Origin of the sequence: Prauserella rugosa (assembly GCF_000719975.1) — a bacterium.
Classification (GTDB): Bacteria; Actinomycetota; Actinomycetes; order Mycobacteriales; family Pseudonocardiaceae; genus Prauserella; species Prauserella rugosa.
On the sequence record NZ_JOIJ01000021.1, the window covers coordinates 26,302 to 47,291 of the forward strand.

The 20,990-nt window shown below is 71.9% G+C and carries 18 protein-coding genes; 6 read left to right on the forward strand and 12 right to left on the reverse strand.

The window, feature by feature from the left end; translation table 11 throughout:
* Nucleotides 1-96: 96 nt before the first annotated feature.
* The 3 genes from IF64_RS0121635 (at nt 97) to IF64_RS0121645 (ending at nt 3,268) form a co-directional block, all read left to right on the forward strand.
* A complete protein-coding gene (locus tag IF64_RS0121635) occupies nt 97-945 on the forward strand; it encodes a ParA family protein (RefSeq protein ID WP_030533997.1) in 849 nt (282 codons plus the stop codon).
* Nucleotides 946-948: 3 nt separating this feature from the next.
* On the forward strand, nt 949-1,782 hold the full coding sequence (locus IF64_RS0121640) for a DNA-formamidopyrimidine glycosylase family protein (RefSeq protein WP_030533998.1): 834 nt from the start codon (nt 949-951) through the stop codon (nt 1,780-1,782).
* Between the two features lie 436 nt (nt 1,783-2,218).
* Nucleotides 2,219-3,268: a quinone-dependent dihydroorotate dehydrogenase gene (locus IF64_RS0121645; RefSeq protein WP_030533999.1), complete on the forward strand. Its 1,050-nt coding sequence runs from the start codon at nt 2,219-2,221 to the stop codon at nt 3,266-3,268.
* Here the strand turns inward: IF64_RS0121645 and IF64_RS0121650 are convergent.
* The 7 genes from IF64_RS0121650 to rimO form a co-directional block, all read right to left on the reverse strand.
* Nucleotides 3,219-4,568 (reverse strand): allophanate hydrolase-related protein, encoded by a 1,350-nt coding sequence (locus IF64_RS0121650; RefSeq protein WP_051758053.1) that lies wholly within the window; start codon nt 4,566-4,568, stop codon nt 3,219-3,221. The genes IF64_RS0121645 and IF64_RS0121650 overlap by 50 nt on opposite strands.
* 202 nt (nt 4,569-4,770) lie before the next feature.
* A complete protein-coding gene (gene pspM / locus IF64_RS0121655) occupies nt 4,771-5,808 on the reverse strand; it encodes a phage shock envelope stress response protein PspM (protein ID WP_030534001.1) in 1,038 nt (345 codons plus the stop codon).
* Nucleotides 5,809-5,852: 44 nt separating this feature from the next.
* A complete protein-coding gene (locus IF64_RS0121660; protein ID WP_030534002.1) occupies nt 5,853-6,716 on the reverse strand; it encodes a PspA/IM30 family protein in 864 nt (287 codons plus the stop codon).
* 249 nt (nt 6,717-6,965) lie between these two features.
* Nucleotides 6,966-7,430, reverse strand: a complete 465-nt coding sequence (locus IF64_RS0121665; protein WP_030534003.1) for a helix-turn-helix domain-containing protein — start codon at nt 7,428-7,430, stop codon at nt 6,966-6,968.
* A 138-nt stretch (nt 7,431-7,568) separates the two neighbouring features.
* Complete coding sequence (locus IF64_RS0121670) at nt 7,569-8,045, reverse strand: CinA family protein (RefSeq protein ID WP_030534004.1); 477 nt, start codon at nt 8,043-8,045, stop codon at nt 7,569-7,571.
* Complete coding sequence (gene pgsA / locus IF64_RS0121675) at nt 8,042-8,671, reverse strand: CDP-diacylglycerol--glycerol-3-phosphate 3-phosphatidyltransferase (protein WP_030534005.1); 630 nt, start codon at nt 8,669-8,671, stop codon at nt 8,042-8,044. Before pgsA ends, IF64_RS0121670 begins: the two co-directional genes overlap by 4 nt.
* 56 nt (nt 8,672-8,727) lie before the next feature.
* Nucleotides 8,728-10,221 (reverse strand): 30S ribosomal protein S12 methylthiotransferase RimO, encoded by a 1,494-nt coding sequence (gene rimO, locus IF64_RS0121680; RefSeq protein WP_030534006.1) that lies wholly within the window; start codon nt 10,219-10,221, stop codon nt 8,728-8,730.
* 64 nt (nt 10,222-10,285) lie between these two features.
* Here rimO and IF64_RS0121685 point away from each other — a divergent pair, with 64 nt between their 5' ends.
* Nucleotides 10,286-10,783, forward strand: a complete 498-nt coding sequence (locus tag IF64_RS0121685) for an amino-acid N-acetyltransferase (RefSeq protein ID WP_030534007.1) — start codon at nt 10,286-10,288, stop codon at nt 10,781-10,783.
* Nucleotides 10,784-10,929: 146 nt separating this feature from the next.
* Here the strand turns inward: IF64_RS0121685 and IF64_RS0121690 are convergent, their stop codons facing one another.
* On the reverse strand, nt 10,930-13,677 hold the full coding sequence (locus tag IF64_RS0121690) for a DNA translocase FtsK (RefSeq protein ID WP_036877469.1): 2,748 nt from the start codon (nt 13,675-13,677) through the stop codon (nt 10,930-10,932).
* Between the two features lie 296 nt (nt 13,678-13,973).
* Here IF64_RS0121690 and IF64_RS0121695 point away from each other — a divergent pair, with 296 nt between their 5' ends.
* Nucleotides 13,974-14,717, forward strand: coding sequence for a lysophospholipid acyltransferase family protein (locus tag IF64_RS0121695; RefSeq protein WP_030534009.1), 744 nt, complete (start codon nt 13,974-13,976; stop codon nt 14,715-14,717).
* A 3-nt stretch (nt 14,718-14,720) separates the two neighbouring features.
* On the opposite strand, the gene IF64_RS0121700 is transcribed toward IF64_RS0121695, so the two are convergent.
* Nucleotides 14,721-15,197: an Lrp/AsnC family transcriptional regulator gene (locus IF64_RS0121700; RefSeq protein WP_246134696.1), complete on the reverse strand. Its 477-nt coding sequence runs from the start codon at nt 15,195-15,197 to the stop codon at nt 14,721-14,723.
* A 179-nt stretch (nt 15,198-15,376) separates the two neighbouring features.
* On the opposite strand from IF64_RS0121700, the gene IF64_RS0121705 reads away from it, so the two are divergent.
* Nucleotides 15,377-16,372 (forward strand): EamA family transporter, encoded by a 996-nt coding sequence (locus tag IF64_RS0121705; RefSeq protein ID WP_030534011.1) that lies wholly within the window; start codon nt 15,377-15,379, stop codon nt 16,370-16,372.
* A 91-nt stretch (nt 16,373-16,463) separates the two neighbouring features.
* Here the strand turns inward: IF64_RS0121705 and IF64_RS0121710 are convergent, their stop codons facing one another.
* The 3 genes from IF64_RS0121710 to IF64_RS0121720 form a co-directional block, all read right to left on the reverse strand.
* The gene (locus IF64_RS0121710; RefSeq protein WP_030534012.1) at nt 16,464-18,161 is read right to left on the reverse strand and encodes a ribonuclease J; all 1,698 of its coding nucleotides are present in this window, start codon (nt 18,159-18,161) and stop codon (nt 16,464-16,466) included.
* Entirely contained in the window at nt 18,158-19,183 is a 1,026-nt protein-coding gene (gene dapA, locus IF64_RS0121715) for a 4-hydroxy-tetrahydrodipicolinate synthase (protein WP_036877473.1), read from the reverse strand. Before dapA ends, IF64_RS0121710 begins: the two co-directional genes overlap by 4 nt.
* Before the next feature lie 193 nt (nt 19,184-19,376).
* The gene (locus tag IF64_RS0121720; RefSeq protein ID WP_030534014.1) at nt 19,377-20,948 is read right to left on the reverse strand and encodes a serine/threonine-protein kinase; all 1,572 of its coding nucleotides are present in this window, start codon (nt 20,946-20,948) and stop codon (nt 19,377-19,379) included.
* Nucleotides 20,949-20,990 lie beyond the last annotated feature (42 nt).

Genomic DNA, 20,990 nt, shown 5'->3' on the forward strand with positions numbered 1-20,990 from the left:
GTGACGGTGCGGGTCACACGCCCACCCACGTGAGGGATCTCGCCTGCGATCACGGGACCGCGCCGTGACGCTGCGCGAGCCGATACGCTTCGGGGCGTGCATACGGTCGCGGTACTGAGTCTCAAGGGAGGCGTGGGCAAGACGACGGTCGCCCTCGGCCTCGCCTCCGCGGCGCTGCGCAGGGGCGCCCGCGCCCTCGTCGCCGACCTGGATCCCCAGGGCAACGCCACCGCGACACTGAATCCCCCGATGACCGAGGCCACGCTCACCGCCGTGCTCGACACCCCGCGCGAAGCGGTGATCGACCGGGCCTTGGCCCCGAGCGGGTGGAGCCCCGAGCTCGACGTGTTCGTCAGCTCCGAGGACCTCGAGCTGCTCAACGAGCCGGGACCGGACGCCCGGCGCATGGACAACCTCGCCAGGGCGCTCGACGTGCTGCGCACCCGTCCGCGCGGTGATCGGCCCTACGAGATCGCGATCCTGGACTGCCCGCCCTCGCTCGGCAGGCTCACCCGGTCGGCCCTGCTCGCCGCGGACACGGCGCTGCTGGTCACCGAGCCGACCATGTACGCGGTCTCCGGGGCCGAGCGGGCGTTCGAGGCGATCGAAGCGGTGCGCCGTGGCCCCAACCCGCGGCTCCGGTCGGCGGGCGTCCTGGTCAACCGCCTCCGCCCGCGCTCGTACGAGCACCACTACCGCGTGGAGGAGCTGCGCGAGACCTTCGGCAGGGCGGTCATGCCGACGGCCATCCCCGACCGGCTCGCCATCCAGCAGGCGCAGGGCGCGTGCATGCCGATCCACGAATGGCGCTCGCCGGGCGCGCACGAGATCGCCCTCACGTTCAACATGGTGCTCGCGAAGATCCTGCGGTCGAGCCGCGCGGGACGGCACCGCCTCCCCGGCGAGCCCGACGCCGACTCCCAGGCCCAGCCGGATTCGGCCTAGCCCGTGCCCGAGGGCGACACGGTCTTTCTCACCGGGCGCGTCGTGGCACGCGCGCTGGCCGGCTCGGCCATCACGCGCAGCGACTTCCGGCTGCCGTCCCTGGCGACCACGGACCTCACGGGCCGGGTGCTCACCGACGTCCGCACCGTCGGCAAACACCTGTTCTTCCGCTTCACCGACGGCCGGACGACGGATGCATCGGCCCGGCCCGCGCTGAGCCTGCACAGCCACCTGCGCATGGACGGCGAATGGCGGGCCCTGCGTCGCGGCGCGCGGTGGAGCGCCCCTGGCCACCACGTGCGGGTCGTGCTCACCGGCGGGGACGCCGAGGTGATCGGCGTCCGGGTGCACGACGTCGCACTGGTGCCCGTGGCCGAGGAACACCGCTTCGTCGGCCACCTCGGACCCGACCTGCTCGATCCGGAATGGACGGACGAGCACGCCGCACGTGCCGTGGCAGGCCTGAAATCCGAACCCACGCGGGAGATCGCGGCGGCCCTGCTGGACCAACGCGTGGTGGCCGGGATCGGCAATCTGTACGCGCTGGAGCTGTGCTTCCTGCTCGGGGTCACCCCGTGGACCCCGGTGTCCGATGTGGATTCCGCGCGGGCCGTGTCGTTGGCGCGCAAGCTCCTGCGCGCCAACGCCCGCCGCTGGGAGCAGAGCACCACGGGCGAACTCACGCGCGGACGGCGAACCTGGGTCTACGAACGCTCCCGCGTCGGTTGTTTCCGGTGCGGCGGACCCGTTCGTGTGGCCACCCACGGAACCGGCACCGACCACCGTCCCGCGTGGTTCTGCCCCCGGTGCCAACAGGGCCCGGTCCCCGCCGAGTGACGTCCCTTTCCGGTACGCCCCGCCAACACACGAGGGCGACAACACACGAGGCGACACACGAGGGCGTGACGTACGAGGGCGATGACACACGAGCTCGAAAACACGTTGCTGCGCCGTGCCGGACGCGCCTAGCGTGGTGGTACACGAGAAAGGAGGTGGTCCGACAGTGAACAGCTATAGGACTCGTGAGGTGGCTGTCCGCTAGGACGGTATGCGGACCACCGCGTGCTGCCCGGCGAATACCAGGCAGTCACCGGCCCCCGACGCTCCCGAGGACCGGTCCACCACGGGCCCGGACGGCTGACGACGTCCGGGAGTCGCGTCGGGGGTTTCCCTCTTCCTCCGCCAGCACGCTGTCTCTCCAGCACGCTGTCTCCCCCAGCACTGCCGCGGGCCCGCGCACGATGCCGCGCCGCATAGGGCACCATCGACACTCGTGCTCTTCGATTCCTTCGTCCGCCCCGCGCTGTACCGCCTGCACGGTGACGACCCGGAACGGGTCCACGAACGCACCGTCCGCGCGCTGGGCACGCTGAGTGTGGCGCCGCGCGCCGCGCGGTCGGCCCTCCGCAGACTCACCGCCGCCGACGAGCAGGTCACGGTGTTCGGCGTGCGGTTCCCCGGCCGCGTCGGCCTGGCCGCGGGCATGGACAAGGATGGGCGGGCACTGCACGCCTGGCCCGCGCTGGGTTTCGGATTCGTGGAGATCGGCACCGTCACCCGGCACGCACAACCGGGCAATCCGCGGCCGCGCCTGTTCGCGCTCCCGGCCAGTGACGCCGTCATCAACCGGATGGGCTTCAACAACGCCGGCGCCGACGCGCTGGCCGCCCGGCTCGAGCGCCACGGCAGGCCCGAGGTGCCGCTCGGCATCAGTATCGGCAAGTCCAAGGTGACGCCGCTGGAGGACGCTGTCACCGACTACCGCACGTCGCTGCAGGCGCTGCGCCCGTACGCCGACTACGTCGCCATCAACGTCAGTTCCCCCAACACGCCCGGCCTGCGCACGCTGCAGGACCGCGATTCGCTGGCCGAGATCCTCGCCGCGCTGCGGGACGCGGCACCGCGCACGCCGCTGCTGGTCAAGGTCGCCCCCGACCTCACCGACGACGCACTCGGCGAGCTGTTGCAGGTGTGCGTCGACCACGGCGTCGCGGGCGTCATCGCCACGAACACGACGTTGCGCCGGGACGGGCTCGCCCCCGCCGACACGGCGACCGCAACCGAAACGGGTGGCCTGTCCGGGCGGCCGCTGACCCGGCGCGCCCGCGAGGTGGTCCGCTTCGTGCATCGGCAGACCGGTGGTGCGCTGCCGATCATCGGAGTGGGCGGGATCGGCGGGCCAGCCGACGCCGAGGCCATGCTCGACGCCGGAGCCGCGCTCGTGCAGGTCTACACCGCGTTCGCGCTGCACGGACCCGGCCTCGTGCGCCGGATCAACCGCACCCTGGCCGCCGAATCGGGCCGTTGGCCGTCGGTCTTCTGACCGTGCGGGTGCTCAGCTGGCGCAGGTAGGCACGCCAGCACCGGTAGTCGGTGATGTCCCGGCCCGCCGACGCGGCGACGGGGTCGCACAGCAGCCCCGTCGCGGTCCTGCCCTCGGCCAGGTCGATGCCGCCGAGGGCCATCGGCTCGGCCAGCCCGGCGAGGAATCGGCCCAACCCCGCCTCCGAGACGATCCACCGTTCCCCCACCAGCGAGCCTCCGCCTGCGGCCGTGCGCACCACGCCCGGCTGGGCAGGCCGTCCCGGCAGCACGACCATCCGGTAGTGCGGCGCGGTCTCGGCGACCCCGGCGAACCGCGCCCCGATCGAGATCAACCGGTCGTTGAGGGGTTGCCCACGCAGGTACGCACCGAACACCACGAGTTCGACCCCGGTGTCGGGGAACGGCTCGTCGGCGGCCACTCCCGTGAGCTGGGCGACGACGTCGAGGGCGATCTGGTCGTCGAAGGCCGCGGTGAGCACGGCCAGTTCGGCGACGCCGCGGTCGGCCACCGCGGTCGCCGCCACATCCAGCGTGCCGACGAGGGTCGCGGCGGTGGGCTCGAGCCCGGACATCGGGGTCACCACGGCGTCGACGCCGTCCAGTGGCCGCGCGCCGCGTCTGGTCCAGCGGCGCAGACTCGCCGGCAGGTCGATGGCCGACACCGACGCTCCGGTCGCGCGCAGCGTGTCCACGGTGGCCGCGAACGCCGGGTGCTCCGCACGGTCGAGATCCGGGACGGCGATGCGCGGATGTTCGCCCGCCCCGAACCGCACACCCTCCGGCCACGTGCGCGCACCGGCGCCGGCCGATCCGGGCCCGGCCAGTGCCGCCGCGGTCCGCTGGGCGATCGCAACGTCCCGCGCGATCACCTGCGAGCCCGACCGTCCCGGCACGAGACCGGCCGTGGGCCGGAAGACCACGTGCGTCCCGCACCGCTGGGGCCAACCGGGGGTCCACACGGCGTCGAGCGCGCCCAACATCGGGTCCTGTGCCAGCCGGTCCGCGCCCGCGGCGTCGACGTATCCGAGGACGATCGCCCCGGCCTGCACGAGCCGGCTCACGTGCTCGCCCGTCTCCGCGGTCGCGACGGTCGCCCCGGCCAGAGGCGGATGTTCCCCGCTCTGGATCCGTTCGTCGACGTGCTTGGCATCGACGAGCACGTCCTCGCGTTCGCGCAGCCGTATCCAGTCCGGACGCCCGACACCGCGGGTCATCCCGTCGTAGGCGGCCACGGCGCGTTGGTGGATGCTGACCGGAGGAACGACGAGGGATTCGGTCTGGACCGGGAATGGATGCACGCCGTCGCCCTTTCACCCGTGACAGTGCCCTGAGCAGGCGCCGGATACCCCGCCGTCTCGGCGACGAATCGGGGTGTCCGCGCGAACCGTTCCCCGTCGAGACCGCCGCGGCGGCGTTTCCGGCGACGGCGCACGGGCGTTAACCACCGGTGTCGGACGGTTACGTGGACCGAGGACTCCCGGCCGGGTGTGGGGTCGGGGGTCAGGAGAGTTCGCGCAGGGCGACGGCGAGGCCGGCGAGCCGGTCGGTGGCGTCGGTGAGCGCCTCCTTCGCGGGCGCGGCACCGTCGCTGCTGGCGGCCACGGCACGCCCCGCGGCGGCCACGAGCGTCCCGTAACCCTCGATACCCTCCTCGAGCTGTCCGCGGAGGGTGGTCACGGCCGAATCGAGGCCGTCACGTTCGCGTGCGGGCGCCGCGTCCCGGGCCCGCTCGATCGATTCCAGGCGCGCGGCGAGGCCCCGCAGCGCCGCGGAGGCGTCGATCGCGGTCGCCCGGGCGTCCTCGACGTCGAAGCCGTTCGCACCGGAGGGCGCGCCGTGCTGCGGGCGGGCCAGCTGATCGAGCAGGTCCGTGAGCGTGCGCTCGCTGCGCGCCAGTTTCTCCATCGGTGCACGCGCCGCCGATCCGGTGGGCGGCAGGATGGAGGCCGGGTCGGGCCGCGGCGGGTCGACGCGCTTGAGCCGCCGCATCTTCGCGCCGGACGACACAGCGAGCGCACCGAACACGACCGTGCCCATCGCACCGCTCACCGCGCCCTCGATGCCCTCGTAGGGCCCGGCGAAGCCGAAGTAGCCGCCGACGGCCCAGAGCACGCACAGCAGTGTCAGGACGGTCCAGAACGTCAACATCCGCCGCGTCCACCGCACCCTGCGCAGATGCTTGGCCTCGGGCGAGTTCCAGCGGACGATCTTGTCGCGCACGTCGGTCACGACCGTCAGATCGACCTTGGGCCGCGCCGCGGGCACCGGCCGCGGCGAGTCGGCGGCGTCCCGCGTCTCGGCCGATCCGGTGCCGCTCGCCTCGATGCCACCCGCGCCGGTACCGGCGCGGGTGGTGTCGGGGGCGTCGGTGGTGTCGGGGGCGTCGGTGGTGTCGGGGGCGGGCCGGCGCTTGTCCTCGGGCAGGTACTTCTGCACCGTCTGCTGCGCCTTCTCGGCATAGTCGGGCAGCCGCTGGATGTGCTTCTCGAGCTTGGCCGTCAGCTCCGTGAAATCCCGCTTGCCCGACTTACCCGCCATCACCGCACCTCTCCGCGAGTCGTGAACCGCGCCGGTTCAGGACCTCACGCCTGGTTCTTCTGCTGCTCGGCCTGCACGCGCTGCTGGATCTCGTTCTGGACGTCCGCGCTGGCGGTGGGCTGGGTGGCACCCGCCGACGCACCGGACGACGCGGCGGCGCCGTCGGTCACCTGCGCGGCGGACGAACCGCTGTTCATCGACGCGCGGATCTGCTCGAGACGGCTGTGGCCCGCGAGCTGCGTGGTCGAGTGCTGCACCTCGAGCATCCGGCCCTGCACCGAGTTCTGCGCGAGCTCGGCCGAGCCCACGGCGGTGGTGTAGCGCTTCTCGATCTTGTCCCGCACGTCCTCGAGCGACGGCGTGTTGTCGGGCGCGGCCAGCTGCGTCATCTGGTTCAGCGACGCCGAGACCTGCTCCTGCATCTTGGCCTGCTCCAGCTGCGAGAGCAGCTTCGTGCGCTCGGCCAGCTTCTGCTGAAGCATGCTGGCGTTCCGCTCGACGGCCTGCTTCGCCTGCTCGGCGGCCTGCAGCGCCTGGTCGTGGAGGGTCTTGAGGTCCTCGATGCTCTGCTCGGCGGTCACCAGCTGCGCGGCGAAGCCCTCGGCGGCCGTCTCGTACTCCTGGGCCTTGGCCTCGTCGCCCTTCGCCCGCGCCTCCTCGGCCAGCACCAGCGCCTGCCGGGTGGACGACTGCAGCTTCTCGACCTCGCCGAGCTGGCGGTTGAGCTTCATCTCCAGCTGACGCTGGTTGCCGATCACCGACGCGGCCTGCTGCGACAACGCCTGGTGGTTACGCTGCGCCTCCTCGATGGCCTGCTGGATCTGCACCTTCGGGTCCGCGTTCTCGTCGACCTTCGCCGAAAACGCCGCCATCAGGTACTTCCACGCCTTCACGAAAGGGTTGGCCATCTCGTCCGCCTGCCTTCTCCACGTCCCACGGGCTTACTGGTCCGGTGCTGTCACCGCGTGCCGTCGACCTGGCAACGTGCGACCCCCGGTATCGGGTTCCATCGTGTCAGGTCGACGGCGGTCCTTCCACAAGACCCCGGAGGATTTCAGGGTTTCCACCGACCCGAGGTGAGCGACCCGGACGATCTTCCGGCCGCCTTCGACGTCCGCCCGTTCCCGCGCCGTGTCCACGGCGGCGTGCGGACGCGCTCAGGCGACGAGTACGGCCTTGGCGTCCGGCTGGTGAATCGTGGTCCGCAGGACCGGCGACAACGAGAACTCGCCCAGGTCGTTGCCGACGATCGTGCCGGCGACGAGCGAGCCACCCTCGAATCCCTCGCCATCGCGTGCGGCGTCGGCCGTCGCGCGGTCCGGCGTGCGCTCGTCGGCGGTCTCCGCTCCGGCGCGGGCACCGTCGGTGGCCACCGCCTCGACCGAGTCGAGTGCGGACACGTCGGCGGCGACACTGATCAGCAGGTCGGACAGCGGCAGGTCGAGCGCCTCGCAGATCGACGCGAGCAGTTCGCTCGACGCCTCCTTCTGCCCCCGCTCCACCTCGGACAGGTAACCCAGACTCACCCTCGCGGCGCGCGAGATGTCCCGCAGCGTCCGATGCCTCGTGGTGCGGGCATGCCGGAGCCGGTCACCGATCGCCTCACGCAGCAGCACGGTCATCACGCGCCTCCCTTCGACTAGCGCCCACGGTACCGACCGCGACCGACACCGCACAGTCATTCGCACGGCCCGTCCGCCATCGGCGAACACCCGCCGCGGAGCGATTCCGCAGGGCATCCGTTCGGATCAACGCCGCGGTCAGCCGAGTTGTTCCGCAAGCAGCTCGAGCACCCCGCGCACGGCCCCGGTCCGCACCGCGTCCCGGTCACCCGATATGTCCAGCGTACGTGGGTGAGCACCGGTGGGCCCGCACACGGCGACATGGACGATGCCCGGCCGCACCCCGTCCTGGGAGGCCGGTCCGGCCACGCCGGTCAGGCCGAGACCCCAGTCGGTCTCGCACCGGAGACGGGCGCCGTCGGCCAGCTGGGCCGCCACATCGGGATGCACGGGGCCGTGCTCGTCGAGCAGGTCCTGCGACACGCCCGCCAGGACGTGTTTGAGATCGGTCGCGTAGACGACGAGGCCGCCCCGCAGCACGGCGCTGGAGCCGGGCACCTCCGCCAACGTGGCACACACCAGCCCCGCGGTCAGCGATTCGGCAGCGGCGACGGTCTGTCCCACCTCGGTGAGGCGGTGAACCACCCGCCGGGGCAGCGCACCGGGTTCACTCACGACACGGCCTGCCTCGCGCTCGCCCGCAGCCGCAGGGCACGCACGACGTAGTCGACGCCCGTGGCCACGGTCAGCACCAGCGCCACCCCCATAACGGTCCACGTGACCACGTCGAGGAACGCAGGCAGTGGCAGCAACACCAGCCCGATGGCCACGACCTGGGCGAGGGTCTTCGCCTTGCCGCCGCGGCTGGCCGGGATCACGCCGTACCGGATCACCCAGAAGCGCAGCAGCGTCACGCCGAGCTCGCGCACCGCGATCACGATGGTGATCCACCAGGGCAGTTCGCCCAGGATGCTCAGCCCGACCAGCGCCGCCCCGATCAGGGCCTTGTCGGCGATGGGGTCGGCGATCTTGCCGAAGTCGGTGATGAGGTCGTACTTGCGGGCGACCCACCCGTCGATGCGGTCGGTCAACGCCGCCACGGCGAACAGGCCCGCGGCCACGTACCGCCACACCTGCCCGGCGAGGCCGTCGTCCGCGCCCGCCGCGAACAGGGCGATCACGAACAGCGGCACCAGCACCAGCCGCGAGATGGTGAGCAGGTTCGCCACGTTCCACGTCGACGGCACGGCCGGGCGAGCCGGGCTGCCTGCCGGATCCGCGGATTCGGCACTCTTCGGCACCGAGCCCTCGGACCCGTGGGGAAGGCCAGATGCGTCGTTGCGTCCGGCTTCGGCGGTCACGGCGCCGCGTCCGTCCCGACGGGGCACACCACCAGATCCACGCCCGCACTGTCGACGACCTCGCACCGGACGAGTTCGCCCACCTTCACGCTGCCCGCGTCGAGCACGACGCACTCGCCGTCGACCTCGGGCGCCTGGTGTGCGGCGCGGCCCGTGACCTCCACGTCGTCGGTGCCGTCCGTGGAGTCGGTGCCGTCCGCGCCGTCCGCGGAGTCGGCGGAGTTGCTGCCGGGGGCCTGCTCGACGAGCACGTCGACGACGGTGCCGATCCGCTCCTCCGCACGCTGCGCGGTGAGCTCCTCCACGAGCGCGGAGACACGGGCGACCCGCTCGGCGATCACGCCCGCGTCGAGCTTGCCGTCGTAGCCCTCGGCCTCGGTGCCGTCCTCGTCGGAGTAGCCGAACACGCCCACGGCGTCGAGCCGCGCGCCGGTGAGGAACCGTTCGAGCTCGGCGACGTCGTCCTCGGTCTCGCCGGGGAATCCCACGATCACGTTCGTGCGGATACCCGCCTCGGGCGCGTACTCCCGGATCTGGTCCACGAGAGCCAGGAACGAGTCGGTGGATCCGAAGCGGCGCATGCGGCGCAGCACCGACTCGCTCGAATGCTGGAACGACAGGTCGAAGTAGTCGGCGACCCCGGGGGTCGTGGCGATCGCCCGGACCAGGTCGGGGCGGGTCTCGGCCGGTTGCAGGTACGACACCCGCACCCGCTCGATGCCGTCGATGCCGGCCAGCCGCGGCAACAGCGCCTCGAGGGCGCGCGTGCCGCCGAGTTCCCGGCCCAGGTCCTTGCCGTAGGACGTCGAGTTCTCGCTGACCAGGAACAGCTCGCGGGCGCCCTGCGTCGCCAGCCACTGCGCCTCCGCGACCACCTCGTCCGGGTGGCGGGAGACGAACGAACCGCGGAACGACGGGATCGCGCAGAACGAGCACCGGCGGTCGCAACCCGAGGCGATCTTCAGCGCCGCCACCGGAGAGTCGTCCAGGCGTGAGCGCAGCACGCGCGGGCCCCATCCGGCGTGCCCGGGGACCTCGACGTCCGAGGCCGCGGCGGGACGTTCGACAGGGCTGATGGGCAGCAGCTTGCGACGGTCGGACGGCGTGTGCGAGGCGACCGTGCGCCCCGCGGCGATGTCGTCGAGCCGCTCGGCCAGCTGCGGGTAGTGGTCGAAGCCGAGCACCGCGTCGGCCTCGGGCAGGTTCTCCGCCAGTTCCTTGCCGTAGCGCTCGGCCATGCAGCCGACGGCGACGACCTTGGCACCGGTGTCCGAGGCGGCCAGCAGCGTGTCGACGGAGTCCTTCTTCGCCGATTCGACGAAGCCGCACGTGTTGACCACCACGACGTCGCTCTCGCCGGGGTCGCCGGCCAGCTCCCAGCCTCCCGCGGCGAGCCGCCCCGCCAGTTCCTCGGAGTCGACCTCGTTGCGGGAACAGCCAAGCGTCAGCAGGGAGACCCTGCGAGCGGGAGCGGAATCTGCGGAAGACATCCCGACAAGAGTAACGACCAGGCCATCGGCATGTCGCCGCAACCCGCCAGCTAGCGTTTGAGCGGTGGAGTCACCGATCATTCGCCGCGCTCGCATCGCCGATGTCCCTGCGATCAAACGTCTCGTCGATGCCGACGCCGGCAAGGTGCTCCTGGAGAAGGACCTCGTCACGCTCTACGAGGCCGTGCAGGAGTTCTGGGTGGCCGAGCGCGACGGCGCGGTCGTCGGATGCGGGGCGCTGCACGTGTTGTGGGAGGACCTCGCGGAGATCCGCACGGTGGCCGTCGACCGCGCGGTCCGCGGCCAGGGCGTCGGCCACGCCCTGGTGTCGGCGTTGATCGACCTGGCCCGCAGGCTCGGCCTGCCGCGCATCTTCGTGCTGACCTTCGAGACGGAGTTCTTCGGCAGGCACGGATTCCGCGCCATCGACGGGGCGCCGGTGCCGGAGGAGGTCTACGAGGAGATGCGCCGCTCCCCCGACACGGGCGTCGCCGAGTTCCTCGACCTTCCGTTCGTCAAGCCGAACACGCTGGGCAACACCCGCATGCTCCTGGAGCTGTGACCACCCGCAGTTTCACAGCCCCCGAGGGCCCTTTGGTTGCGTTCAACGCAACTGATGTTCCCTTCGCGCCGCTCCCCGGAGCTGGGGGTGCGATGGGAACAATAGTCGCGTTCAACGCGACTATGGGGCCCTCGGGAGCACCGGGGTCAGGGGGTGGCCGGGTCGTCGGCCTCGTCGTCGGCGTCGCCGGGCGGGTCCTCACCACGGATGAACGCCAGGGTGGCGGGCAGGTCCTCGGGTTTGACCAGCACGTCGCGCGCCTTCGAGCCCTCCGACGGCCCGACCACTCCCCTGCTCTCGAGCAGGTCCATCAGCCGTCCGGCCTTGGCAAAGCCGACGCGGAGCTTGCGCTGCAGCATCGAGGTGGACCCGAACTGCGAGGTCACGATCAGTTCCGCGGCCTGCAGCAGCACGTCGAGGTCGTCGCCGATGTCCTCGTCGATCTGCTTCTTCTCGTCGGCCTTGGCCTGGGTGACGCCCTCGGTGTAGTCGGGCTCGGCCTGTTGCTTGGTGAAGTCGACGATCGCCTGGATCTCGTCGTCGCCGATGAACGAACCCTGGATGCGGATGGTTTTGCCCGCACCCATGGGCAGGTACAGCCCGTCGCCCATGCCGATGAGCTTCTCGGCCCCCGGCTGGTCGAGGATGACGCGCGAGTCGGTGAGCGAGGACGTCGCGAACGCCAGCCGGGACGGCACGTTCGTCTTGATCAGGCCGGTGACCACGTCGACCGACGGACGCTGGGTCGCCAGCACGAGGTGGATCCCGGCGGCACGCGCCTTCTGCGTGATGCGCACGATCGCGTCCTCGACGTCGCGGGGCGCCGTCATCATCAGGTCGGCCAGCTCGTCGACGATCGCGAGGATGTACGGGTACGGCCGGTACTCGCGTTCACTGCCGGGCGGGGCGGTGATCTCGCCATTGCGGACCTTCTTGTTGAAGTCGTCGATGTGCCGGACCCGGTTGGCCTGCATGTCCTGGTAGCGCTGCTCCATCTCCTCCACGAGCCAGGCCAGCGCGGCCGCCGCCTTCTTCGGCTGCGTGATGATGGGCGTGATCAGGTGCGGGATGCCCTCGTACGGCGTCAACTCGACCATCTTCGGGTCGATGAGGATCATGCGGCACTCGTCCGGCGTCGCGCGGGCCAGCAACGACACCAGCATGGAGTTGACGAAGCTCGATTTACCGGAACCGGTGGACCCGGCGACGAGCAGGTGGGGCATCTTCGTCAGGTTCGCCGTGACGAAGTCGCCCTCGATGTCCTTGCCGAGGCCGATCACCATCGGGTGCGGGTCCTTGGCCGCCTTCGGCGATCGCAACACGTCCCCGAGGCGCACCATCTCGCGGTCGGAGTTGGGGACCTCGATACCGACCGCCGACTTGCCGGGGATCGGCGCCAGCAGGCGCACGTTGTCGGTGGCCACCGCGTAGGCGATGTTCTTGGTCAGCGCCGTGATCTTCTCGACCTTCACGCCGGGGCCGAGTTCGACCTCGTAGCGGGTCACCGTCGGGCCGCGCACGAACCCGGTGACCTGCGCGTCGATGTTGAACTGCTCCAGCACACCGGTGATCGACTCGATCATGGCGTCGTTGGCCTTGCTGCGGGCCTTCGGCGGATCACCCAGGGTCAGCAGGTCCGGGGAGGGCAGCTGGTAGTCGCCCTCCACGGTCCGCGTGATCGACAGGGCCGGTTCCGAGCGCGTCTCGGCACCGTCCCCGGAGGAGCCGGAGGACCCCGAGCCCTTCGGGGCCGCCTTGGCGGCGGCACTCGGCTTCGCCGCAGGTGTGGCCTTCGCGGCGGCACCGGCCGCCGACGTCACTGAGGACTCCGAGGAGGCCCCTGCATCGGCGGGTTCGAGCATGTCGTCGAGGGTGGACTCGGTGCCCTGTCCGCCCGAGGTGGACTGGCGCCTGCGGGACGGCTTGCGCAGCCGCACCGCCGACGGGTCGCCCTCGGCCACGGGGTCGGCACCGCTCCGCCTGCCGCGCGGCGCGTCGTAGTCGGCCGTGTCGACACCGTCGCCGTCGGCGTCGGCGCGGTCGGCGTCGTCGTACGGCTCGGCGCCCCATTCGCTGAGCCTGCGCGGGATGTCGCGCACCGGTGTCCCGGTGAACACGAGGACACCGAACAACAGCGCCAGCACCAGCAACGGCGTCGCCACCCACACCGTCACGCCGCGCGCCAACAGGTCGCCGGAGAACCAGCCGAGCCAGCCTCCCGCGTACATCTGCCCCTCGTGGGCCTGGGGCCGCGCGTTGAGCAGGTGCAGCAGGCCGAGCACGGACAGGCTCATCAGCATCGTGCCGATCACGCGCCGCGGCCGCGTGTCGGGATTGGCCTCCGAGCGCATGAGTGCGACCGCCACGACGAGCAACACGAGCGGCACGGCGACCGAACCGGCCCCGAACACGCTGCGCATACCGATGGTCACGACGTCGCCCACCGGGCCCGCGCTCTCCCACAGCACGCCCACGGCCGTGATCAGCGCCAGGGCGATCAGCCCCAGCGCGAGGCCGTCCCTGCGGTGCTCGGGCTCCAGGTCCCGGGTCCTGCCGACGGCCCTGGCCAGCCCGCCGACGCCTTTGGCCGCAAGGTTCCACCCACCGCGAACGGCCGAGCCGGCGGCGCCGGAGCCCTTCCCGCCACGACGGGCGGACTGCGCCGACCCCGTGGACTTGCGCGGCGGGGTGCGCGACGACGACGCTGCACGGGTCCGCGACGACGAGGCTGCACGGGTCCGCGACGACGAGGCGCGCTTGGCCCCACCCGCGCCGGAACCGCTCCGCGCACGCGTGCTGCCGGACTTCGCGCCCTTGCCGGACCCGCCCGACTTCGCGGACCCGGACCTGCCGGCCGCGCCGCCACGTCCCTTCGTCACCGACCCACTCGCCATGTCCCCACGGTAACCGGCTGACCACCTGCGTCCCAGCCGCCACACGCGGCACGCCCGTCCCGGACTCACGTCACATCCCATCGGTGACCCTCATCCGTGCGCGTGACATCCTGCTCCGCATGGCGAGCAGGACCACCGACAGTGACGACCTTCCGGGCGACGATCCCGGAACCGGGGCCGAGCGTTCCGGCGCCGCACCTTCCGGCCCCACACCGCCCGGCCTCACATCCTCCGGCCCCACCGGCGGCGCACCCTCCGCGACGCCGGGCGGAGGTACCCCGGCGATCTGGCGCGCGATGCTGGCCGCCGATCACAACCTGGTCCGGCTCGCGGGGCGCCTGCGAGTCAGCGGGTCGGTGCCGCGCGAGCTGCGCGGACGCCCGCTGCTCATCGCCGCCAACCACATCGGCAACTTCGACCCGTTCGTGCTCATGGCGGCCTGCCGCAGGATCGGGCTGGCGCCGCGGTTCATGCTCGCCGGCGGACTGCTCGACGCCCCCATCCTGGGCACGGCACTGAAGGCGAGCGGGCACCTGCGCGTCGACCGCGGTTCGGCCTCCGCGGTCCAGCAGTTCGCCGAGGCCGTGGAGGAACTGCGCTCGACGCAGGTGCCGATCATCGTCTACCCCGAGGGGCGGATCAGCCACGATCCGGGCCTGTGGCCCGAACGGGGCAAGACCGGGCTCGCCCGGCTCGCCCTGGGTTCGGGGGTGCCGGTCGTGCCCGTCAGCCAGTGGGGCGCGCACGAAGCGGTCTACTGGGGCACCCAGACCGTCAACGGCCTCGGCGACCTGGTGCCGTTGGCTCGGTCCGGATTCACCTCTCCCCTGCGCAGGCCGACCTTCCGCGTGCACTTCGGCGATCCGGTCGATCTCGGCGAGTTCGACGCCGGCACCCCGGGCCACGCGGTCAAGGCCCACGCGAAGATCATGCGGACGATCACCGCCGGGCTGGTGCCGCTGCGCCGCGACGAACCCGACGTCCCGCGGTTCCGCGATCCGACCAGGCCGACCGACTCGGTCAGCCCGTGGCGCCCCTGACGGTCACGGCCGCCGGGTGGGCAGCACCGTGCCGGTGCGCACGGGGTCGAGCACGAACAGCGTCGTGTACCGCTTGACGTTCGGATCCTCCTGGAACAGGCGTTTGGCGACCTCGTTCTTGTGCCGCATGCCGACGCAGGCCAGCACGACGACGTAGTCGTAGTCGCCCGAGACCTCGTAGGCCTGCTGCACCTCCGGGGTGTCGAGCAGTCTGGCCCGGTACCGGCGTCCCTCCTCGGGGGTGTCGTCCTCGATGGTCACCAGACACACGGCCAGGATGACCTCCGGCACGTGGCGCGGGTCCAGCACCGCGACGTTGTGGCTGAGCAGTCCGCCCGCGCGGTAACGCTGCACCCGCCGCAGCACCGCGCTCGGCGACAGCCCGACCACCTCGCCCAGGTCCCGCAACGTGCGGGAGGCGTCCCGTTGCAGCGCGTCGAGCAGCACGTGGTCGAGGTCGTCCAGCACCAGATCGCTCACGCAATGATGTTGCGTCAGCGCGGGACAACTTTCAATCGGCCCCACCGCGCGGACCGCTACCGTCGCAGACGGCCCTTCCGCCACGTCCCTGCCAGATCCCCGCCAGATCCCCGCCAGCGCCCTCTCTCAACGCCCTCTCTCAGCTCGCCCTGTCACCTCTCGATCTCGAGGAACGCCCCATGACGACCACGCGGCCCACGACGCCTGCCGGCCGAGAGTCCGCACCCATCCCGTTCCGCCCCCACCCGGCACGTGGTGTGCTGCTGTTGCTCGTGGCGTCGGTGTGCTTCGGCAGCTCCGGGGTCATCGGCAAACCCGCCATGACCGCGGGGCTCTCCCCGGAGCAGGTCGCCGCCGCCCGGATCGGCCTCGCCGCCCTGGTGCTGCTGGTGTGCGTGTCCCTCACCGCACCCCGGCTGCTGCGGGTGAGCAGGGGCCAGTGGCGGTTGCTGGTCGCGTACGGCCTGCTCGGGGTCGCGGGGGTGCAGTTGCTGTACTTCGTGGCCGCGTCCCGCATTCCCGTCGGCGTCGCGATCCTGCTGGAGTTCACGTCCCCGGTGCTGGTGGCGCTGTGGGTGCGGTTCGTACGCCGGGTCCGACTGCCGTGGCCGATGTGGCTGGGCATCGCGTTGGCCCTGACCGGACTCGCGATGGTCGCCCAGGTGGGCACCGGCCTGACGCTGGACGTGATCGGACTGCTCGCCGGGGCGGGTGCCGCCGTGTGCTCGGCCGCCTACTTCCTGCTCGGCGAACGCGGCGTGGCCGACCACCATCCCCTCGGCATGGTCACGTGGGGCATGACGGTCGGTGCCGTCGCGATGTGCGTCGTCGCGCCCCCGTGGACGTGGCCTGCCGAAGTGGTGACCGCGCCGGCGGAACTCGGACCGTGGCATCCGCCCGTGTGGACGTTGTTGATCGCCGTGGCACTGCTGTCCACGGTGCTGGCCTACGCGACGGGAACCGCCTCGTTGCGCCATCTTCCGGTGGCCGCGGCGAGCGTGCTCGCCCTCGTCGAACCGCTCATCGCGACCGGTGCGGCATGGCTGCTGCTCGGCGAGGCGCTGACGTGGTCGCAGGTGCTCGGCGCCGGGGTGCTGCTCGGAGGAGCGCTCCTGGTGCAGCTGACGTCCCCCAGGAAGCAGCCGGTCGGCGAACCGCTGCCGGTGACCGACTGACCCGCCGTTCCCGCGACCGGCACCGCGGCCAGGGGTCGTCCGCCCGGCGTGACGGGGTGATTCTCGCTCGCGCCGGGCGTTCGGCGCCGGGTCAGACGGGGATGACCGTCGGGACGATCATCGGGCGGCGGCGGTAGGTCTCGGCGACCCACCGGCCGACCGCGCGGCGCACCGCCTGCGCGATGCGATGCGTGTCGGTGATGCCCTCGGCCTCGGTGCGGGAGAGTTCCATCTCCACGAGCGACGCGGCGGCATCGAGGGCCTTCGGGTCGTCGGAGAAGCCACGTCCCGACACGGTCGGCTGGCTCATCGCCCTGCCGGTCGCCGAGTCGACCACCACGGTGATCGCGATGAAGCCACCCTCGCCCAGGATCAGCCGGTCGGACAGGGTGGACTCGCCCACGTCGCCGACGGACAACCCGTCGACGTACACCTCGCCGATCTCGATGCGCCCGGTCGCCGATGCCTTGCCGTCGACGAGGTCGACCACGACGCCGTTCTCCGCGAGCACCACGTTCTCCGGCGCCACGCCCGTGCGCACCGCGAGCTCGCCGTTGGCGCGCAGGTGCCGCCACTCGCCGTGCACCGGCATGACGTTGCTCGGGCGGATCGCGTTGTAGAGGAACAGCAGTTCGCCCGCCGAGGCGTGCCCGGACACGTGGACCTTGGCGTTGCTCTGGTGCACCACCTCGGCACCGAGCCGCACCAGACCGTTGATCACGCCGAAGACGGCGTTCTCGTTGCCGGGGATCAGCGAACTGGCCAGCACCACCGTGTCGCCGGCCCGGATGGAGATCTGGCGGTGCTCGCCGCGAGCCATGCGCGACAGCGCCGACAGCGGTTCGCCCTGCGAGCCGGTCGAGACGAACAGCACCTTCGTCTCGGGCAGGTTCACCGCCTCGTCGAGGTCGATGAGCAGCCCCTCGGGCACGTCGAGGAGCCCGAGTTCGGCGGCGATGTTCATGTTGCGCACCATCGACCGGCCGACCAGGGCGACCCGCCTGCCGTGCTTCACCGCCGCGTCCAGTACCTGCTGCACGCGGTGCACGTGGCTGGCGAAGCAGGCCACGATCACCCGCTGGTTGACCTTGCCGATGACGTCGTCGAGGACGGGACCGATCTCCCGTTCCGGGGTCACGAACCCGGGGACCTCGGCGTTGGTCGAATCCACGCACAGCAGGTCGACGCCCTCGTCGCCGAGCCGCGAGAACCCGGCCAGGTCGGTGAGCCGCCCGTCGAGGGGCAGCTGGTCGAGTTTGATGTCCCCGGTGTGCAGGACGACGCCGGCCGGGGTGCGGATCGCGACCGCGAGCGCATCGGGGATCGAGTGGTTCACGGCGAAGAACTCGACGTCGAAGGCACCGACGTCACGCCGCTCGCCCTCGGAGACCTCGATCAGCACCGGCTTCTGCTTGTGCTCCCGGCATTTCGCGGCGAGCAGGGCCAGGGTGAACGTCGATCCGTACACCGGCAGATCGGGCCGCAGGCGCAGCAGGAACGGGACCGCACCGATGTGGTCCTCGTGGCCGTGGGTGAGCACCAGCCCGTCGATATCGTCGAGCCGGTCCTCGATGGCACGGAAGTCCGGCAGGATGAGATCCACGCCCGGATGCGGGTCCTCCGGGAACAACACCCCGCAGTCGACGATCAGCAGCCTGCCGCCGTACTCGAAGACCGTCATGTTGCGGCCGACCTCGCTGATGCCGCCGAGTGCGACGGTGCGCAGCGCGCCGTCCGGCAGGGCGGGTGGTGCGGAGGTCGGCCCCGGGCCGACCGAGAGTTCACTCACTGATGCAGTGTCCCAACGCTGGTGTGGGTGGTGGGCGTGACGTAGGCGGCGGCCTCGTCCGCACGCGCGACCCGAGAACCCGCCCAGTCTTCCGCTCGATAGTCGTCGAGCGGCACGCCGGCCTGGGTCAGGTCCGCGGCGATCGCCTCGACCTGCTCGTCGGTGGCCGGGACGATGGGCAGTCGCGGACCGCCGACGTCGTAGCCACGCAGGCGCAGGGCGGTCTTCGAGAACACGACCCCGCCGACGCGGGAGAACGCACGATACACGGCGAGCATGCCGCGGTGGTTGGTACGGGCGGTCGACGTGTCGCCGTCCTCGTAGGCCTCGATCATGGCGCGGATCCGCCCGGCCACGACGTGGCCGATCACGCTGACCACGCCGGTCGCGCCCACCGACAGCCACGGCAGGTTCAGTGCGTCGTCGCCCGAGTAGTAGGCCAGATGCGTGTTGGCGATGACCTCGCTGCCCGCGAGCAGGTCACCCTTGGCGTCCTTGACGGCGACGATCCGCGGGTGCTCGGCCAGGCGCCGCAGCGTGTCGACCTCGATGGGCACGATCGAGCGCGGCGGGATGTCGTAGAGCATCACCGGCAGCTCGGTCGCGTCGGCGACGGCCGTGAAGTGTGCCTGCACGCCGGCCTGGGTGGGCCGGGAGTAGTACGGCGTGACGACGAGCAGCCCGTGCGCACCGGCCTTCGCGGCCTGCTGGGCGAGTTCGACGCTGTGCCGCGTGTCGTAGGTGCCCGCACCGGCGACCACGGCCGCGCGGTCCCCGACCGCCTCGGACACCGCGCGCACCAGACGGGCCTTCTCCTCGTCGGTGGTGGTCGGGCTCTCGCCGGTCGTGCCGTTCACGACGAGGCCGTCGTTCCCCAGTTCCACCAGGTGCTCGGCGATCTCCTGCGCCTTGTCGACGTCGAGCCGCCCCTCGGCGTCGAACGGGGTGATCATGGCGGTCAGCACGCGGCCGAACGGGCGGCCCGGTGCCGCCGTGGGCGCGGTAGGCAGTGCGGTCGACATGCCGCTGACGGTACCTCTTACGGCCACGTCACAGCGCGCCGACCACGCTCGCGAACGCCCCTGCTCCGGAGCCGGTCGATCCGCCGGAGGATCCCCGGTCGCCGGGCGCGAGCGCCGGAAGTTCTTGCGTGGCCCCGCATCGGCCGTCCACCCGGAGCGCGGCGCCCAGGGCACCCCATGCAGAGCGCGGTACTCAGAGCACGTCGCGGGTCACCGAGTTCTCGAGCCGCCCGCCCTCCGCCGGCACGGCGAAGCAGAACACCTCGCGAACCGGGTCGTCTCCGTCGTCGGTGACGGGCCGGGACCATTCGCCCTCGGTGGGCACGAGCGCCAGGTGGTGCAGCCCCTCGCGGGCCTCGTCCCGGATGCGGTTGCTGTGGAAGGCCGCGGCGCACTTCGCCTCGGCGAAGGCCCGCACGTGCTCCTCGCCCGGGTAGGTCGCGGGGACGCCGTCGCCGGTGATGCTCGCCGCGGGGGTGACCGCTGCGCTGTCGAAGAGCTGCGCGTCGTGGGGTTCGTCGTCGCAGTCCACCCAGTTGCTGTTCGACAGTGCGGTGCCGGAGGCCAGCGGGGTGTTGACGCAGTAGTACGAGCTGCCGTCGACCGTGTAGTTCGCGATGTCGCCCCCACGGCCGTAGGTCAACGTCTCCGCCATGGCCTCGTCCGCGGCGGGCGACCAGATCGCCTTGCCCAGCAGCAGCCCGCCGACCAGGAGCGCGACGCCGCCGACCGCGCCGGCTGCCGTCAGCAGCGTCCGCCTGCGGCGTGCCTGCCCGGCCGCTGCGGCTGTGGCCGGCTCCCCCGCGTACCCCGGAGCCCCCGCATATCCCGGAGCCCCCGATGTCCCGGCCGCCAGGGTCGGAGGACCGCCGGGGTGGACGGCGGTGGGCTGCCCTCCGGGCGGGGTGCCGAGGGCGGGCTGGGCGGCCGCGGTGAGCAGACCGCGTGCCTGCCCGGCGGGGATCCGAGCCTCGGGAGCGGACGTGAGCATGCCCATGATGGCGGTGGCCAGTGGCCCGTGAGCGCGCGTGAGCTGCGGAACCTCGTGCATGATCGCGTGCAGGGTGGCCGCGGTGGTCGCCCGTTCGAAGGGCAGGACGCCTTCGGCCGCGAAGTACAGCGTCACCCCCAGCGACCAGAGATCCGAGGCGGCGACGGCCTCCTGGCCCGCGACGCGCTCGGGGGACATGAACGCGGGCGAGCCGATGAGCATGCCGCTGGTGGTGATCCGCGGGTCGTCGACGGCCTGTGCGATGCCGAAGTCGGTGAGCTTGGTGCGCCCGTTCGGGGCGACCATGATGTTGCCCGGTTTGACGTCGCGATGGACGATGCCGGCCCGGTGTGCGGCCTCGAGCGCCGAGAGCACCTGCTCGCCGATCCGGGCGACCTCGTGCGCGGGCATCGGACCGCGGGCGGCGACGAGGTCCGACAGCGTCGGCGCCTCGACCAGCTCCATCACGATGAACGTCGCGTCGCCCTCGGTCACCACGTCGAACACGGTCACCACGGCCGGGTCGTTGAGCCTGCCGCCGGTGCGCACCTCGCGCAGGACCCGCTCGGAGAACACGGTCGCGCTCTCGCCGTCGGGCATCCGGAGTTCCTTGACCGCGACCTGACGTCCGATCACGGTGTCCTCGCCCCGCCAGACCACGCCCATGCCGCCGCGGCCCAGTTCCTGCAGCAGGCTGTAGCGGCCGGCCACGGTCCGCGCAGGGCGGTGTGCGTGGGTGGTGGAATCCTGGTCGTACTGGGCGTTCTCGGTCACGCGGCCTCACTTCGTCTCCCGGGCTGCGCCGATCGTAGGCGC